The 15,190-nt window shown below is 45.6% G+C and carries 15 protein-coding genes; 13 read left to right on the top strand and 2 right to left on the bottom strand.

The features are described 5' to 3' along the window. Positions 1–21: 21 nt before the first annotated feature. Positions 22–489, bottom strand: coding sequence for a thioredoxin-dependent thiol peroxidase (bcp, locus tag L1N97_RS10330; RefSeq protein WP_236129737.1), 468 nt, complete (start codon positions 487–489; stop codon positions 22–24). A gap of 9 nt (positions 490–498) precedes the next feature. Further along, on the bottom strand, positions 499–1,020 hold the full coding sequence (locus L1N97_RS10325) for a glycine cleavage system protein R (RefSeq protein ID WP_229585957.1): 522 nt from the start codon (positions 1,018–1,020) through the stop codon (positions 499–501). A gap of 188 nt (positions 1,021–1,208) precedes the next feature. Between L1N97_RS10325 and dapA the strand changes: the two genes are divergently transcribed. The 13 genes from dapA to L1N97_RS10260 all read left to right on the top strand — a co-directional run bounded on the left by dapA (position 1,209) and on the right by L1N97_RS10260 (position 15,056). Next, entirely contained in the window at positions 1,209–2,096 is an 888-nt protein-coding gene (dapA, locus tag L1N97_RS10320) for a 4-hydroxy-tetrahydrodipicolinate synthase (protein ID WP_229585958.1), read from the top strand. A gap of 5 nt (positions 2,097–2,101) precedes the next feature. Next, entirely contained in the window at positions 2,102–3,169 is a 1,068-nt protein-coding gene (bamC, locus tag L1N97_RS10315; RefSeq protein ID WP_236129736.1) for an outer membrane protein assembly factor BamC, read from the top strand. 84 nt (positions 3,170–3,253) lie between these two features. Then, a complete protein-coding gene (purC, locus tag L1N97_RS10310; RefSeq protein WP_229585960.1) occupies positions 3,254–3,970 on the top strand; it encodes a phosphoribosylaminoimidazolesuccinocarboxamide synthase in 717 nt (238 codons plus the stop codon). Positions 3,971–4,054: 84 nt separating this feature from the next. Continuing rightward, positions 4,055–5,140, top strand: a complete 1,086-nt coding sequence (locus L1N97_RS10305) for a DUF2066 domain-containing protein (protein ID WP_236129735.1) — start codon at positions 4,055–4,057, stop codon at positions 5,138–5,140. After that, positions 5,141–5,833, top strand: coding sequence for a DnaA regulatory inactivator Hda (gene hda, locus L1N97_RS10300; RefSeq protein WP_236129734.1), 693 nt, complete (start codon positions 5,141–5,143; stop codon positions 5,831–5,833). It begins immediately after the preceding gene. A 121-nt stretch (positions 5,834–5,954) separates the two neighbouring features. Continuing rightward, positions 5,955–6,935 carry a phenylalanine--tRNA ligase subunit alpha gene (gene pheS, locus L1N97_RS10295; RefSeq protein ID WP_226751559.1) on the top strand — a complete coding sequence of 327 codons (981 nt, stop codon included), beginning with the start codon at positions 5,955–5,957 and terminating at the stop codon, positions 6,933–6,935. Positions 6,936–6,950: 15 nt separating this feature from the next. Further along, positions 6,951–9,338, top strand: coding sequence for a phenylalanine--tRNA ligase subunit beta (pheT, locus tag L1N97_RS10290; protein WP_236129733.1), 2,388 nt, complete (start codon positions 6,951–6,953; stop codon positions 9,336–9,338). 2 nt (positions 9,339–9,340) lie between these two features. After that, positions 9,341–9,637 carry an integration host factor subunit alpha gene (gene ihfA, locus L1N97_RS10285; protein WP_226751561.1) on the top strand — a complete coding sequence of 99 codons (297 nt, stop codon included), beginning with the start codon at positions 9,341–9,343 and terminating at the stop codon, positions 9,635–9,637. Positions 9,638–9,903: 266 nt separating this feature from the next. Further along, positions 9,904–11,343: a deoxyribodipyrimidine photo-lyase gene (gene phrB / locus L1N97_RS10280; protein WP_236129732.1), complete on the top strand. Its 1,440-nt coding sequence runs from the start codon at positions 9,904–9,906 to the stop codon at positions 11,341–11,343. Beyond that, complete coding sequence (locus L1N97_RS10275; RefSeq protein ID WP_236129731.1) at positions 11,336–11,767, top strand: nuclear transport factor 2 family protein; 432 nt, start codon at positions 11,336–11,338, stop codon at positions 11,765–11,767. Before phrB ends, L1N97_RS10275 begins: the two co-directional genes overlap by 8 nt. 45 nt (positions 11,768–11,812) lie before the next feature. Further along, entirely contained in the window at positions 11,813–13,066 is a 1,254-nt protein-coding gene (locus tag L1N97_RS10270) for an NAD(P)/FAD-dependent oxidoreductase (RefSeq protein ID WP_236129730.1), read from the top strand. After that, positions 13,066–13,815: a DUF1365 domain-containing protein gene (locus tag L1N97_RS10265; protein ID WP_236129729.1), complete on the top strand. Its 750-nt coding sequence runs from the start codon at positions 13,066–13,068 to the stop codon at positions 13,813–13,815. The genes L1N97_RS10270 and L1N97_RS10265 overlap by 1 nt, the downstream gene beginning before the upstream one ends. Then, positions 13,812–15,056, top strand: a complete 1,245-nt coding sequence (locus L1N97_RS10260; protein ID WP_229585968.1) for an SAM-dependent methyltransferase — start codon at positions 13,812–13,814, stop codon at positions 15,054–15,056. Before L1N97_RS10265 ends, L1N97_RS10260 begins: the two co-directional genes overlap by 4 nt. Positions 15,057–15,190 lie beyond the last annotated feature (134 nt).

Raw genomic sequence — 15,190 nt, 5'->3', positions numbered from 1 at the left:
GCGAGTCTGGCAAGATGAATGCTAGCTTTTTAAGTAGCTCAGTACGACTTCGTGGTGATCTTTGGTTTTAAATTTATCGAAGACTTTTGCAATGCTACCGTCTTGATTGATAAGAAAGCTTAAACGATGCAAACCATCGTATTCTTTACCCATGAATTTTTTCAAGCCCCAAACGCCAAAAGCTTCTGCAACCTGATGGTCTTCATCGCCAAGCAAGGTAAAATTCAATTGATCGCGTTCAGCGAATTTGGCTAAGCGTGCCGGTGCGTCAGTGCTAATACCCACCACTTTAACGCCTAACTGTTCAAGTTCAGCCATGCTGTCACGCAGTGCACAGGCCTGCACAGTGCAACCTGGCGTCATGGCTTTTGGGTAAAAATAAACAAGTACGCGCTGCTGTTTAAGCAAAGCACTAAGGTTGACGGGCTGTTGTTGTTGATCGGGCAACGTAAAATCAGGGGCGATTTGTCCGGCGGTTAGTGTTTGCATAGCGTTTCCTTATTGTTGTGCTTGAAAAGTACCTTGTAAGCCGAGTTGTTGCATCAAGGCAAAGAGTTCTACAGAAATGTGTTCAGCATCAATTCCTTCCGCTAACTCCAGCGTCATTTGCGTATGCATCATTACGCCGTTTGCGCTGGGGCTGGTAGCCGATTGCAAAGAGCCAATGTAAATATTGTGACTGGCTAACAATCCCGTAATAGCACCAAGCGTACCGACTTTGTCTGGGCCCGCATAGTCCAAGACATAATGCGACACAACCTGGGTTTGCGATTGGCCACTAGTACGTTTACTCATCGTAGTTAGATCAAGTTCTAACCCAAGAGCCGGTAACAGGTGTTCAATACGGCTGATGGCCGGTAAATCGCCAGAGAGCAGCATAATAAAGGTGAATTCACTGCCGAAAATAGCCATACGGCTATCAATGATGTTGCAATTACATTCGGTCACCAAGCGGGCTAGCTTACTGACGATGCCGGTGCGATCCGGGCCTATCGCGGTAACCACAAGTTGAAGAGGCATAGCACTTCCTATAAAGGTCTAAAAACAGCAGTTTTTTTGCCTGCATGATACGGCGCGCAGTTTAGCATATTGCAAATGAATGTCATCTGCCCTTACGCATCAGCAATCAGGGTGAAAGCTTGCTTGTGTTTACTGGCTGCTGTCTTTAACATAGGCGCCCTTAATACAAAATGTGGAGCCACAGTAGCATGTTCAAAGGTAGTATCGTTGCCCTGGTGACGCCGATGACCGATGAGGGTCAGGTTGATTTTGAGAGCTTAGCGCAATTAGTGGCTTTTCACTTGGCGCAAGGTAGTGCCGGTCTGGTGATTATGGGCACTACAGCAGAAGCCGCTACTTTAACCATGGCAGAACAACATGCAGTGATGGCTAAGGTATGCGAGCAAGTGGCGGGGAAGATCCCGGTCATTGCGGGTAATGGTGCAATGTCGACCAGTGAAACCATTGCTAAAACGCAATTCTTTGCTGATCTGCCCATCGATGGCTACCTAACGGTGACACCGTTTTACAATAAGCCAATGCAAAAGGGCATGCTGGCGCATTTTACTGCGGTAGCGGCGGCAACAGACAAGCCGATCATTTTATATAACGTGCCAGGCAGAACGGGCGTTGATTTACTACCGGAAACGGTAGCGGCTTTAGCGAAAGTCAACAATATTGTCGGTATAAAAGAAGCGACCGGTTCACTGGCTCGTTTAGCCGAGCTTAAAGCGCTATGTCCTGCTGATTTTTTACTGTTAAGTGGCGACGATGCGAGCTTTGCACAGTTTATGTTGGCGGGGGGGCATGGTGTCATCTCGGTGTCGGCTAATGTCGTTCCCGCGGCCATGAGCCAAGTGTGTCAGGCTGCTTTTGCCGAGCAAAATGCCGCAGCCTTAGCCATTGATGCAAAGCTTCAAGCGCTTCATCAAGATTTATTTATCGAATCCAATCCAATTCCAACAAAGTGGGCATTAAAGCGCATGGGCTTAATCAAGTCTGATTTTTTGCGCTTACCGTTAACCCAGTTGGAACCAATTCATGAAAAACGAATCGAACAGGCATTACAACAAGCCGGAATTTTAGAGCAGGAGTAGTTTAGGTGCAAAAGTGGGCAAATGGTATTATCGCTGTCAGCGTCTTAGTAAGTGGCTGTTCAGTTTTTGACAAAACACCAACAGAAAGCACTGAGCTGAAGAAAGTTAACCTGCAGATCCCCGCAGGTATGGCCACACCCAATCAGCCAGCAATCTATGATATTCCAGCCAATCAGCCGGTGAAAACCGCCGCAAAAGAACAAATCAGTAAGCGTTCTCCTACCTTAGTTCTTGCCACTGCAACCAGTAGTCGCCTAGAGGAAGAAGAAAAACTTGCTCGGGTATGGTTCGAACGGAATGATTTAACCGGTGAGTTAACGCCTTTTGTGACTGAGCAATTGCAGGCGTTTTTTCAACAGCAAGCCATTGAATTAAAGCAAACTGACGATGCCGGCTTACGGTATGAAACGGGTTGGATCAAGCGCTCTGAGACTTCCGGCTTTTTGTTTTGGAAATCTGAAGATGCCGTGGATCAAGTCCGTTTTCAAATTGAGTTAGCACCTCGGCCGCATGGTCGCAGTTTAAGTATGACGGTGACCTTGTTAGAGCATCAGTATTTTGTGCCAGGTGAACAGCTCAATGCGGTACAAATTAAAGCCAACGAAGTGAATTTACTTAACCGAGTAATTAATCAGGTTGCTGTAACCGAGGTCGCCAAGGCGCGTGAGTTACGTGCACAAGTGGCCGAAGTCTCTTTGGCTCCCGGTATCGACAAAGCCGGCAATGCCGCTTTAATCACTGAACAGCCGTTAGATGTGACGTGGTCACAGTTAGAGTTATTATTTAATGATTTAAATTTATCGGTAACAGATTTTGACCGTTCTGTTTATACCTATTTTTTGAATTACACCAAACCCGAACGGGGTTTTTGGCGCACTATTACGTTGCGTGATGCCCCTTTACAGTTGCCAATAGAAAATGGCGATTACCGGATTGTGTTATCACGTTTAGCCAACAACCATACTGCGATTGCTTGGTTAGACAAAACAGGTGAGCCATTATCTGCTGATATTGTGAACAGTATTTACGAGCCGATGGTCACCGCCATCCGTGCAGCTGGTGCTGAGTTATAATCTGCGGTAAAAAGTCATTTGCGATCAGGCCAAAGCCCTTTATACTTTGCGCCTGATTTTAGTGCCTGCCGATCGGAGTTTAAAATGGTCCAAAAGACAACTGAGCTGTACCGTGGAAAAGCCAAAACAGTGTATAACACCACAGATAATACGCTGCTCGTGTTACACTTTCGTAATGATACCTCTGCTTTTGATGGTGAGCGTATTGAACAGCTTGATCGTAAAGGCATGATCAACAACAAATTTAACTTTTTCATCATGCAAAAGTTGCAAGAAGCCGGTATTCCAACGCAAGTTGAGAAATTGCTCAGCGATGATGAAGTGCTGGTGAAAAAGTTAGACATGATCCCAGTAGAGTGCGTTATTCGTAACTATGCTGCTGGCTCATTGGTGCGTCGGCTTGGTGTTGCTGAAGGGATGGCTTTAACGCCTGCGACCTTTGAATTGTTCTTAAAAAATGATGCGTTACACGATCCGATGGTGAATGAATCGTTGGCGGTGTCTTTTGGCTGGGCAACAGCTGAGCAATTAGCTGAAATGAAGCGTCTGACATTTAAAGCGAATGAAGTATTAAATGCCTTGTTTGACGCAGCTGGGATGTTGTTAGTTGACTTCAAATTAGAATTTGGTGTTTTTAACGGCCAAGTGGTGTTAGGTGATGAATTCTCACCGGATGGCTGCCGTTTATGGGATAAAGCAACCCGTAAAAAACTAGATAAAGATCGCTTCCGTCAAGGTTTAGGTGGCGTGGTAGAAGCTTATGAAGAAGTGGCCAATCGTTTAGGTGTTCATTTAGGCTAATCGTTTGCTTGTTTGAGTGAAGCCACCTGCGGGTGGCTTTGTTATAATAAGGCGTAATCTGGCGAGCAGCGCAAAGGAGAGAGCATGGTCTTGGCTAAATGGCTGGGGTTAGCATTAATATTGTTGTTTAGCAATGTACTGTGTAGCGCAGAGCGCCCGCCTTTGTATCAGGCTGAAGTGAGTGCAGAGCAAACGCAACAGCAATGGCAACGTGAAGCCTTACAGCAAGTGTTAATGCGTGTGACTGGTCGTCCAGACATTATGCAACAAGCCGAGCTGCGTAGTGAATTAGCCAATGCCGCAAGCTACGTTAAGCAGTTTGAAGCGATCCGAACCGAGCAAGGCAATAAGGTTCGTGTTGTCCTAGACAGCCAACGTATTCAACAATTACTTAAAACTTACCAAATTCCAGTATGGGGTGGTCAAAGACCTGACATCTTGTTCTGGATTGTTGAACAACAACAGTTGCAACGTAATTTTGTGCGCCGCGCTGATAGCGTCTGGTTAACGAGCTTAAGCAGCGCTTTGCAGCAACAAGCCTTACCTTTTACTTTACCCTTGTATGATATCGACGACTTAATGTTGTTAACTGAAACTGATGTGTGGGCCGGGTTTTGGCAACAAATTGACGCCGCCAGCGCACGCTATCAAGCAGATGAAGTGGTGGTGTTATTACTCGAAACCACAAGCGATAACCCCGAATTACCTTGGCGTTTAACCGCGTTGCGACAGCAAGAAGGGCGCGTATTACGAAATGAATATCAAGCGGCCAGTGAAGCAGAATTAATGCAGCAGTATGCGGCTAGCTTAGGTCAAGAACTGGCGCAACAATTCGCTATTTTACTTAACCCTGCAGCAGAGCAACATGTGGTACTGCAAGTCGGTGGTATGCAAAGTTTGGCCGAGGTGGTCAGTGTTGAGCGTAACCTAGCAAGTTTACTGGGGGTCAGCAAAGTTCAGATCGTGCAACAAAGCGCGCAATTTACCCGTTTTCAGCTGACTATCCAAATGAGTACCGAGCAATTATTGCAAAGCTTGCAGTTTGAACCGACTATTCAAAAAATCGATACCCTTGAACCTTCTTTCGGTGCCTATCCTGGGGTACCGATGCTGCAAACGGATCCTAATCCATCGGATGTGTTAGCGGTATTTCAATTTGTTAGGCGTTAAATGCAACTGACTTTAGCTGTTACTTTGCCTGAAGATGAAACCTTAGACAGTTTTTATGCCGCCGAACATAGTGCGGCAGTGAGCTTTTTAAAGCAGTATTTAGCTGATCCAAATGGGCAAGCACCGGTGTATTTATTCGGTGCCAGTGGTAGCGGTAAATCGCATTTATTATATGCTGCCTGCGTGCAGGCGCATGAGCAAGGCCGCACCAGCCAGTTAGTGGCATTGCAAGATTGTGAGCAATTAACTCCGCGGATCTTAGATAACCTTGAACAACTCGATCTGGTTTGTTTAGACAATATTCAGGCGGTGGCGGGCGATCTCAACTGGCAGGTGGCGGTGTTTGATTTATATAATCGTCTGGTTGAGCAAGGTAAAGCACTGATTATTGTGGCTAATCAAGCACCACAACAGCTGGGGATCACCTTACCGGATTTAGTGTCACGCTTGCATGCCTGCACCAGTTTTCAATTACGTTTGTTAAGTGATGACGACAAGCAAGGCTTATTACAGCAAAAAGCGCGGCTCAAGGGCATTGAACTGCCTGCTGAGGCGGCGCGTTATTTATTAAACCACCATAATCGTGATATCCGATCGCTGGTGGCTATTTTAGATCGACTTGATAAAGCCTCTATTGTGCATCAGCGCAAACTCACTATCCCATTCATCCGTGAAATTCTGCAACAAGCCTAAAATAATCAGAAAAATTTGCATCTAAACGAAAAAATCTGCTGCTAAAACTGCGTGCTAGCCATTTCTGGTGTATTATTGGCGGCTTTGAATCTAGGCAATCCTGGTGACGTTGAGGACAACAATGAACCTGACAGCGATATTAAATGAGGCTCTGGCTGCGGTAGCAACCGCGAGCGATATTCCTGCTTTAGAAGAGGTTCGCGTAACCTTTATGGGCAAAAAAGGCAGTATTACCGATCTGCTGAAATCCTTAGGGGCGATGGACCCAGAGCAGCGTAAAATCGCTGGTCAACAAATAAACGAATTAAAGCAGCAAGTGCAAGACGCGCTAAATCAAAAACGTGATTTGTTACAACAAGCGCAACTTGCCGCTAAGTTGGCACAAGAGCGAATTGATGTCACCTTACCCGGCCGCGCTATTGAAAGCGGTGGCTTACACCCGGTCAGTCGCACTATTGCGCGGATCGAAAGTTTTTTTGCTGAGTTAGGTTTTGAAACCAAGCACGGCCCAGAAATCGAAGACGACTTTCATAACTTTGATGCGCTGAATATTCCTGAGCACCATCCTGCCAGAGCAGATCATGACACCTTTTATTTCAATCCTAAGCTGATGTTGCGCACGCAAACCTCGGGCGTGCAAATTCGCACTATGGAAAAAGAACAACCGCCACTGCGCATTATTTCGCCAGGTCGGGTGTATCGTAATGATTATGATCAAACACATACGCCAATGTTTCATCAAGTTGAAGGCTTAATGGTCGATAAAAATGTCAACTTTGCTGAGCTTAAAGGCATTTTGCATGACTTCTTGCAAAACTTTTTTGAAGAAGACTTACAGGTTCGCTTTAGACCGTCGTTCTTCCCATTTACAGAGCCTTCCGCTGAAGTGGATGTGATGGGTAAAAACGGAAAATGGTTAGAAGTACTCGGTTGTGGCATGGTGCATCCGAATGTGCTGCGCTCTGTCGGCATCGATCCTGACGTGTACAGTGGCTTTGCCTTTGGTATGGGCGTTGAGCGTTTAACGATGTTGCGTTACGGCGTAACCGATTTACGCTCATTCTTTGAAAATGATGTGCGCTTCTTAAAGCAGTTCAGATAAGCGGAGTAGAACAAGATGAAATTTAGCGAATCCTGGTTACGTGAATGGGTTAGCCCTAAGCTGGATACTCAAGCTTTATCTGAACAATTATCCATGGCCGGTTTAGAAGTCGATGGTATTGCAGCGGTGGCCGGTGAGTTTAGCGGCGTAGTCGTCGGTGAAGTCGTGGCTTGTGAGCAACATCCTGATGCCGATAAATTGCAAATTACCAAAGTGTCTATTGGCTCTGCGGAGTTATTAGACATTGTTTGTGGGGCAAAGAATTGCCGTTTAGGGCTAAAAGTTGCGGTAGCTACCGTGGGTGCGGTATTACCGGGTAATTTTCAAATTAAAAAAGCCAAACTGCGTGGACAGCCTTCACACGGTATGTTGTGTTCATTCTCAGAATTAGGCATGGCAGATGACTCTGACGGTATTATGGAATTACCAACAGATGCGCCAGTGGGCACTGATCTTCGTCAATATTTAGCTTTAGATGATGTGACTATCGAAGTTGATTTAACGCCAAACCGTGCTGACTGTTTAGGGATTAAAGGCTTAGCGCGTGAAGTGGCCGCGTTAAATAAACTTGAGGTTTGCCAGCCTGTGTTTACGCCAGTCGCTGCGACCATCGATGAACAAAAAGCCATCAACCTTAAAGCCCCGAGTGCCTGCCCACGCTATTTAGGTCGTGTCATTCGCAACGTTAATGTGCAAGCGGCCAGCCCATTATGGCTAACTGAAAAATTACGGCGCTGTGGTGTTCGTAGTATCGATGCCATTGTTGATGTTACCAACTATGTTTTATTAGAGCTGGGGCATCCAATGCATGCCTTTGATTTAGCAAAAATCAACGGTGATATTCAAGTACGAATGGCCACAGCCGGCGAAAAACTGGTGTTATTAGATGGCGAAGAAGTGACTTTGCAGGCTAATACCTTATTAATTGCCGATGCGGATAAAGCGTTAGCGATGGCAGGTATATTTGGTGGTTTAGACAGTGGTGTTACAAAAAGCACGACGGATATTTTCCTAGAAAGTGCCTTTTTTGCCCCTTTAGCCATTGCCGGTAAAGCGCGTCAGTATGGTTTACACACGGATGCCTCGCATCGTTATGAGCGCGGTGTTGATCCTGAATTACAACGTACCGCCATGGAACGTGCCACCGCGTTGTTGTTGCAAATAGTTGGCGGTGAAGCCGGCCCGATCACCGAAGCGGTTGCTGCAGACTGTTTACCGGTAAAAGCTCCTATCGTGTTGACTGAGCAAAAGTTAAAACGCATTGTCGGTCATGATATCGCTCGCAGCGAAGTGACTGATATTTTTCAGCGCCTAGGCTTAGGTGTCACAGATACCGCAGAAGGTTGGCAAGTCACGGTGCCAGGTTACCGTTTTGATATCAGTATCGCCGAAGATTTGATTGAAGAAGTGGCCCGGGTATATGGCTATAACAATATTCCAAACCAAGCGCCCATCGCAGCCTTAAAAATGCGCCGTTTTAATGAAGCCAGTTTAAGTGTGTCGCAAATGCGTCAAGTGTTGGTGGATCGTGGTTATCAAGAAGCCATTACTTACAGCTTTGTTGATCCCAAAGTGCAACAGGCGTTATTTGGCGAGCAGAGCGCCTTAGTGTTACCGAATCCGATTTCGGCAGATATGTCGGCCATGCGTTTAAATAGCTGGCCAGGCTTATTACAAGCGGTGCAATACAATCAAAATCGTCAGCATAATCGGTTACGGTTATTTGAATATGGCTTAAAATTTATTCCTGATGCTGCTGCCGAAAACGGTGTACGTCAAGTACCGGTGATCGGTGGTGTGGTCGTGGGTTCTTATGCCAATGAACACTGGACAATCGCAGAGCGTCCGGCTGATTTTTACGATGTGAAAGGTGATGTCGAAGCCTTGTTGGCCTTATTGTCAGCGCCCGCTCGTGTACATTTTGCTGCGGCAGAGCACAGTGCACTGCACCCTGGGCAAACTGCAGCAGTGTATGTTGATGGCGAGGTAGTGGGCTATTTAGGTGCTTTGCATCCCGAAGCTGAACGTAAGTTAGGCATTAAAGGTAAAGCTTTCTTGTTTGAGCTTGACGTTGCCGCTTTAGGCCTTCGTCAAATAGTGCAAGCGCAAGATTTATCAAAATACCCGGCAAATCGCCGAGATTTAGCGGTTGTTGTTAGATCAGATGTGCATTTTGCTGATATTGTTGCTAGTATTAAAAAAGTTGGCGTAAATCAGTTAGTTGACCTAAAATTATTTGACGTATACACCGGTCAGGGCGTTGCGGAAGGATTTAAGTCATTAGCGATTGCTCTGACCTTACAGGATAAAGCGCGTACGCTTGAGGATAAAGCTATCCAAGAAGTTATAAATCAAGTGGTTAGCGTGCTTAAAAATGATTTCGACGCAACGTTGAGGGAATAAAGATGGCGCTTACCAAAGCTGATTTAGCAGAACGTTTGTTTACCAAGTTTGGCGTAAGTAAACGAGATGCCAAACTAATAGTGGAAGCTTTTTTTGAAGAGATCCGTGCTGCGCTAGAGTCTGGTGAGCAGGTTAAGTTATCGGGTTTTGGTAATTTTGATTTGCGCACTAAAAACGAGCGACCAGGCCGAAATCCAAAAACGGGCGAAGATATTCCCATTTCTGCTCGCTGTGTAGTCACGTTTCGGCCAGGCCAGAAACTGAAATCACGGGTAGAAAGCGGTACCAGTAAAGGTTAGATAGACAGTAAATCCGAAAACGGCAGTTACCAAGTAACTGCCGTTTTTTTTTGATTTTTTTTAAAGGGTTGATCCGAATGAATAGGTCAACTGTAAAGAAGAGTGTTCACTACTGAGCAAAATGCTGACAGCAGTAACGTCAGGATCAGTGCTGCCGTGCTTTCTACTGGTAGGATCCTTAAATAATCGTGTTTAGGCAATTATGGTAAATTGATTGCTGGAATTATTTTGACGTGCAAACACGTCTAATTTGGATACAAAGCCTCATGAAAACACCTTCTGTCCATTTAGTCTGGTTTCGACATGATTTACGTTGTCATGACAACGAAGCATTGCATGCGGCTGCTAACGCGGCGGCGGCAGACAATGGTGTGGTTATCGCTGTGTTTATTGCTACCGCTAAAAGCTGGCAACAACACCATATGGCCGCTATGCGTCAAGATTTGTTGCGCCGTCGTGTCAAAGCATTAGAGAGCGAGCTGGCAGATTTAAATATTCCGTTAGTGATGGTGGAAGGTGCCGACTATGCTGGCTGCGCTAAGACGATTGCTGCCTTTATTCCTAAAGGGCTGGTGGCTTTGTATGCACAGCGTGAGTACGAAGTGCGTGAGCAGCAGCGCGATGAGCAGGTTAGCGCACTGTTACAACAGCAGCAGATTGATTGTCATTGGTTCGACAGGCTTTGCATTATGCCCCCCGGCTCAGTGTTAACCCAGCAGGGGGATGTCTATAAAGTATTTACACCGTTCAAACGTAATTGGCTAGCAAAATATGCTGATCAAGGTGTGCATTGCTTGGCTAAGCCAAAGCCACAACTGCGAACCTTTACTGACTTGCCAACGTTTACTGTGATGCAAGAGGGGGATAACAGTTCAGCGGCGTGGCCAGTGGCAGAGGTAGAAGTGCTGCAGCAGATGCGCCTATTTTGTCAGCAAAAGGTGCAAGATTACACTTTGCAACGTGACCTACCTGCCGTGGATGGCACGTCACAGGTTTCACCTTATTTGGCGATTGGCGTGTTGTCAGCACAACAATGCGTCGCTCGCTTGCAATTAGAAGCCGGAGCATCAATTTGGCAAGAGAAAAGTGGTGCTGCAGTCTGGTTATCTGAACTGATTTGGCGTGATTTTTATAAACACATCATGCTGGCCTTTCCAAAACTAATAAAGCATAAAGCGTTTCAAGCGGAAACCGATCTCATTCAATGGCCGAATAATGCGGCCTTATTTGAAGCGTGGTGTCAGGGTAAAACCGGTTATCCGATTGTGGATGCTGCCATGCGGCAATTAAATCAAACGGGCTGGATGCATAATCGCTTACGTATGATCACGGCCAGTTTTTTAGTTAAAGATTTGCATATTGATTGGCGCTGGGGCGAGCAATACTTTATGTCGAAGCTCATTGATGGCGATTTTGCGGCGAACAACGGCGGCTGGCAGTGGGCCGCATCAACCGGTACAGACGCGGCACCGTACTTCCGTATTTTTAATCCAGTAACACAAAGCCAGCGTTTTGATGCCAATGGTGACTTTATCCGTAAGTTTATTCCTGAATTGGCGGCTAAATCGGCTAAAGACATTCATTGGCCGCATAAACCGATTACGCCTAAAGGTTATGCTGCTCCTGTGGTTGCACATGATCAAGTTCGAAAAATTACCTTAGCGCTGTTTTCAGCAGTAAAAAATCAGGAGAACCAGCATGCTTGAACCGCGCCTACAGGCCTTTTTAGATTATTTTAATCAGATCTCAGGGCAACATACTATTGCACCAACCGCGCTCTATCATAAAGACGTCTGTTTTATTGATCCGGTGCAACAAATTCAAGGCGCAACTGCGTTACAAGTTTACTTGAATCATGGTTATCAACGGTTGAACTATGCGCGCTTTGCGCCGGTATCCGGATCTTGTACGGGTGATGTCGGTTTTTTAAGTTGGGTGATGACGTACAGCCATCCTGCCATCGCTAAGGGTAAAGAAATTAGTGTTAAGGGCTGTTCAGAATTACGGTGGCAAGGTGAGCAGATTATCTATCATCGTGATTATTATGATATGACCGAAATGGTTTATCAGCAGATCCCAGTATTAGGTTGGTTAACCAGCCAAGTTAAACGTAAAATGGCTGCGGGTTAACCCGCTGTTTAAGCAGGCGTTTAGCCTGTCATTATAAGGAAAGTTATGCGCATAGCAGTAATAGGCGGCGGAATTTCTGGCATGTTAAGCTGGTATCTGTTGCAACATAAATATGATGTTACTTTGTTAGAAGCAAATGATTATCTTGGCGGTCACACTGCCACTGTTGATGTCGAAGTGCAAGGCAAGCACTATGCCATTGATACCGGTTTTATTGTTTTCAATAACTGGACCTATCCCATCTTCAATAAATTTATTGCTGAGCTTGCTGTACCTGCGTTACCAACAGAGATGAGCTTTTCAGTAAAAAATACACAAAACAATCTGGAATATAATGGCAACACTTTAGCCAGCTTGTTTGCGCAAAAACGTAATGTGTTTCGACCGTCTTTTTGGTTAATGCTGCGGCAAATCGTGCGTTTTAACAAATTGGGTAAGCAACTGGTTGCTGAAGATCATGCCGATCTGGATTTAGAATTGGGCGTGTTTTTAGACAAACATGGCTTTGGCCAAGGTATTCGTGATAATTATTTAATGCCGATGGGCGCAGCAATCTGGTCAGCCGGTTTAACCGATATGCCAAAATTTCCGGTGCGTTTTTTCCTTCGCTTTTTTAATAACCACGGTTTGTTAAATATTAATGATCGGCCACAATGGTCAGTGATCAAAGGAGGGTCTAAGCGCTACGTTGAGGCACTGTTACAAAAGGTCGATGCTGCTAAATTACGCTTAAAGCAAAACATCAGTGGCGTGTCGCGCGATGCTATGGGTGCAACCATTCATTTTGCCGATGGCACAACCGAACAATTTGATAAAGTGATCTTTGCTTGTCACAGCGATCAAGCGCTGGCTTTATTAAAAGATGCCACAGCACAAGAGCGGGAGATTTTGGGGGGAATTGCTTACCAACAAAACGAAGTTGTGCTGCATACCGACACGAATTTACTGCCGGTTCGCCAAGCGGCTTGGGCGTCTTGGAACTACAATCTTGATAGCCAGCAAAGCAATCAAGCGACACTTACCTATAATATGAATATTTTACAGCGCTTAGAAGCCCCCGTGACTTTTTGCGTGACGTTAAACAACAGCGCCAGTATCGCCAAAGATAAGGTTTTAGGGGTTTATCACTATGCACATCCCGTGTATAACCATAGTACTATCGCCAGCCAGCAGCGGCGTCATGAGATCAATGGTGTGAATAATAGTTTCTTTTGTGGTGCCTATTGGTATAACGGTTTTCATGAAGACGGCGCGCGTAGTGCTGTCGATGTTGCCGCCTTATTAGGTGTGCATTACTGATGCAAGCAGGCCATGCGGTATATTGTGGTCGGGTAGGGCATAAGCGCTTTCTACCCAAGGTGCATGGCTTTAGCTATCCTTATGCGGCTTATTGGCTGGATTGCAGCCAGCTAAACCAGGCTAGTTTATCTGCTGTAGGCATCGGTTTTGAGCGGTTTGCTGCGATTAGTTTTCGACGTAAAGATTTTCTCGAGGGTGATAGCGACTTGGGGCAAGCTGTTCGCACCAAAGTACAGCAGTTAGGGGGTAATGTGGCGATTAACCAGGTTTTCTTGGTGTCGCCATTGGCAGGCTGGGGCGTCTATTTTAGTCCGCTTAATTTATACTACTGTTACGATGAAAGCGGTCGTTGCTGTTATTTGCTCGCGGAGGTCAGTAATACGCCTTGGAACGAACGGCATTACTATTTGCAGCAGTTGCAAGAAGACGCCAAGTTTTATGAACATGACAAAGTGTTTCATGTTTCACCGTTTAATCCATTAGATATGCAATATCGATGGCAAATTCCTCAGCCTGGCGAGCAATTGTTTTGCAGTATTACGAATATCAAGCAAGCCCAAGCGGTGTTTAGTGCGTGGTTTACCCTGCGACGCTTTGAGCTGACAGCCGCAGTGCGCCGTAAGATATTGATCCGTCAGCCATGGCAAAGCGTACAGATCATGACGCGAATTTATTGGCAGGCTTTAAAACTAGTGTTTAAAAGGATGCCTATCTATGGCCATCCTAAATCCAGAGGATCTGATGTATGAGTTTGTCGCTTAGTGAAAAAGCGGTGTTTGACAATCTTGGTTGGTTTGACCGGTTATGTCGTAAATTTACTTTGAATTTCCTCAGCCAATTACGTCACGGTGCCATCACGGTGATTGAAGCAGGGGTAGAACAACAATTTGGTGAAACGGGTGCTGAGTTACACGCCACGATAACAGTGGTAGATCCTGCCTTTTACCAAAAACTGGTGTTAGCTGGCTCGGTTGGCGGCGGTGAAGCTTATATTCATGGCCATTGGCGCTGCGACAACTTAACCGCCCTAGTACAAATTTTTGCCCGTAACTTAGCTGTGCTCGATAAGATGGACTCCACCTGGGCCCGCTTGAGCCGTCCAGTATTAAAGCTGTTAAATTACCGTAATCGTAATACGGTCAGTCAGTCTAAACGCAACATTTCTGCGCATTATGACTTAGGCAACGCGATGTATAAGCTGTTCTTAGATCCTAGTATGATGTATTCCAGTGCGGTTTATCCCTCTGTTGATAGCAGTTTAGCCGAAGCGCAGCAGCATAAGTTGCAACAAATTTGTGAGCGTCTGCAATTACAAGCCAGTGATCATGTGATTGAGATTGGCACCGGTTGGGGCAGCATGGCTATTTATGCTGCACAGCATTATGGCTGTAAAGTGACTACCACCACGATTTCACAACAGCAATATGATTACACCCAAGCCCGTATAAAAGCCTTAGGTTTAGAGGGACAAATTACCCTGTTGTTTAAAGATTATCGCGAGCTTGAGGGTAGCTACGATAAACTGGTTTCTATTGAGATGATTGAAGCGGTAGGTGATGATTTTCTCGATAATTACTTTGCCAAGTGCAGCAGCTTATTAAAACCCGATGGCATTATGGTATTGCAGGCAATTACCATGGTCGATCATCGTTATGATCAATATGTGCGAGAAGTTGACTTTATTAAACGCTATATTTTTCCGGGCGGTTGTTTACCGTCCATTAGCCGGATGGCTACTGCGGTTGCGGAGCATACAGACTTAGTGATCCGTCAGGTTCAGGATATCGGTTTTGATTACGCTCGTACGCTAAAAGATTGGTGTGATAATTTTATGGCACAGCGCGATGCGGTACATAAATTAAATTATGACGATAACTTTATTCGGTTATGGCATTTTTATCTGTGTTATTGCGAAGGCGGCTTTCGTGAGCGGGCCACCAGCGCGGTGCATCTAGTTTGCACAAAACCAAATAACCGCAGCGTGATTTGAGCCAAATTGGGCTAAAAAATAAAACCGGTCTGCTCAGCAAGACCGGTTTTTTTGTTTTACTCGCCATTTTTAGCATGAACGGCGTATAGCATGAAGGTGATTACCGCTTCAATGCGCCTCGTTTTGCACGAAGC

Origin of the sequence: Rheinheimera sp. UJ63 (assembly GCF_021568285.1) — a bacterium.
GTDB lineage: Bacteria > Pseudomonadota > Gammaproteobacteria > Enterobacterales > Alteromonadaceae > Alishewanella > Alishewanella maricola.
Note: the sequence above shows the minus strand (reverse complement) of the source record. Positions and strands in the feature narration are given on the sequence as shown.

Excerpts from the sequence above, each read along its gene's own strand:
- bcp (WP_236129737.1), bottom strand. The coding sequence starts at position 489 with ATGCAAACACTAACCGCCGGACAAATCGCCCCTGATTTTACGTTGCCC.
- L1N97_RS10325 (WP_229585957.1), bottom strand. The coding sequence starts at position 1,020 with ATGCCTCTTCAACTTGTGGTTACCGCGATAGGCCCGGATCGCACCGGC.
- dapA (WP_229585958.1), top strand. The coding sequence starts at position 1,209 with ATGTTCAAAGGTAGTATCGTTGCCCTGGTGACGCCGATGACCGATGAG.
- purC (WP_229585960.1), top strand. The coding sequence starts at position 3,254 with ATGGTCCAAAAGACAACTGAGCTGTACCGTGGAAAAGCCAAAACAGTG.
- L1N97_RS10305 (WP_236129735.1), top strand. The coding sequence starts at position 4,055 with ATGGTCTTGGCTAAATGGCTGGGGTTAGCATTAATATTGTTGTTTAGC.
- hda (WP_236129734.1), top strand. The coding sequence starts at position 5,141 with ATGCAACTGACTTTAGCTGTTACTTTGCCTGAAGATGAAACCTTAGAC.
- pheS (WP_226751559.1), top strand. The coding sequence starts at position 5,955 with ATGAACCTGACAGCGATATTAAATGAGGCTCTGGCTGCGGTAGCAACC.
- pheT (WP_236129733.1), top strand. The coding sequence starts at position 6,951 with ATGAAATTTAGCGAATCCTGGTTACGTGAATGGGTTAGCCCTAAGCTG.
- ihfA (WP_226751561.1), top strand. The coding sequence starts at position 9,341 with ATGGCGCTTACCAAAGCTGATTTAGCAGAACGTTTGTTTACCAAGTTT.
- phrB (WP_236129732.1), top strand. The coding sequence starts at position 9,904 with ATGAAAACACCTTCTGTCCATTTAGTCTGGTTTCGACATGATTTACGT.
- L1N97_RS10275 (WP_236129731.1), top strand. The coding sequence starts at position 11,336 with ATGCTTGAACCGCGCCTACAGGCCTTTTTAGATTATTTTAATCAGATC.
- L1N97_RS10270 (WP_236129730.1), top strand. The coding sequence starts at position 11,813 with ATGCGCATAGCAGTAATAGGCGGCGGAATTTCTGGCATGTTAAGCTGG.
- L1N97_RS10265 (WP_236129729.1), top strand. The coding sequence starts at position 13,066 with ATGCAAGCAGGCCATGCGGTATATTGTGGTCGGGTAGGGCATAAGCGC.
- L1N97_RS10260 (WP_229585968.1), top strand. The coding sequence starts at position 13,812 with ATGAGTTTGTCGCTTAGTGAAAAAGCGGTGTTTGACAATCTTGGTTGG.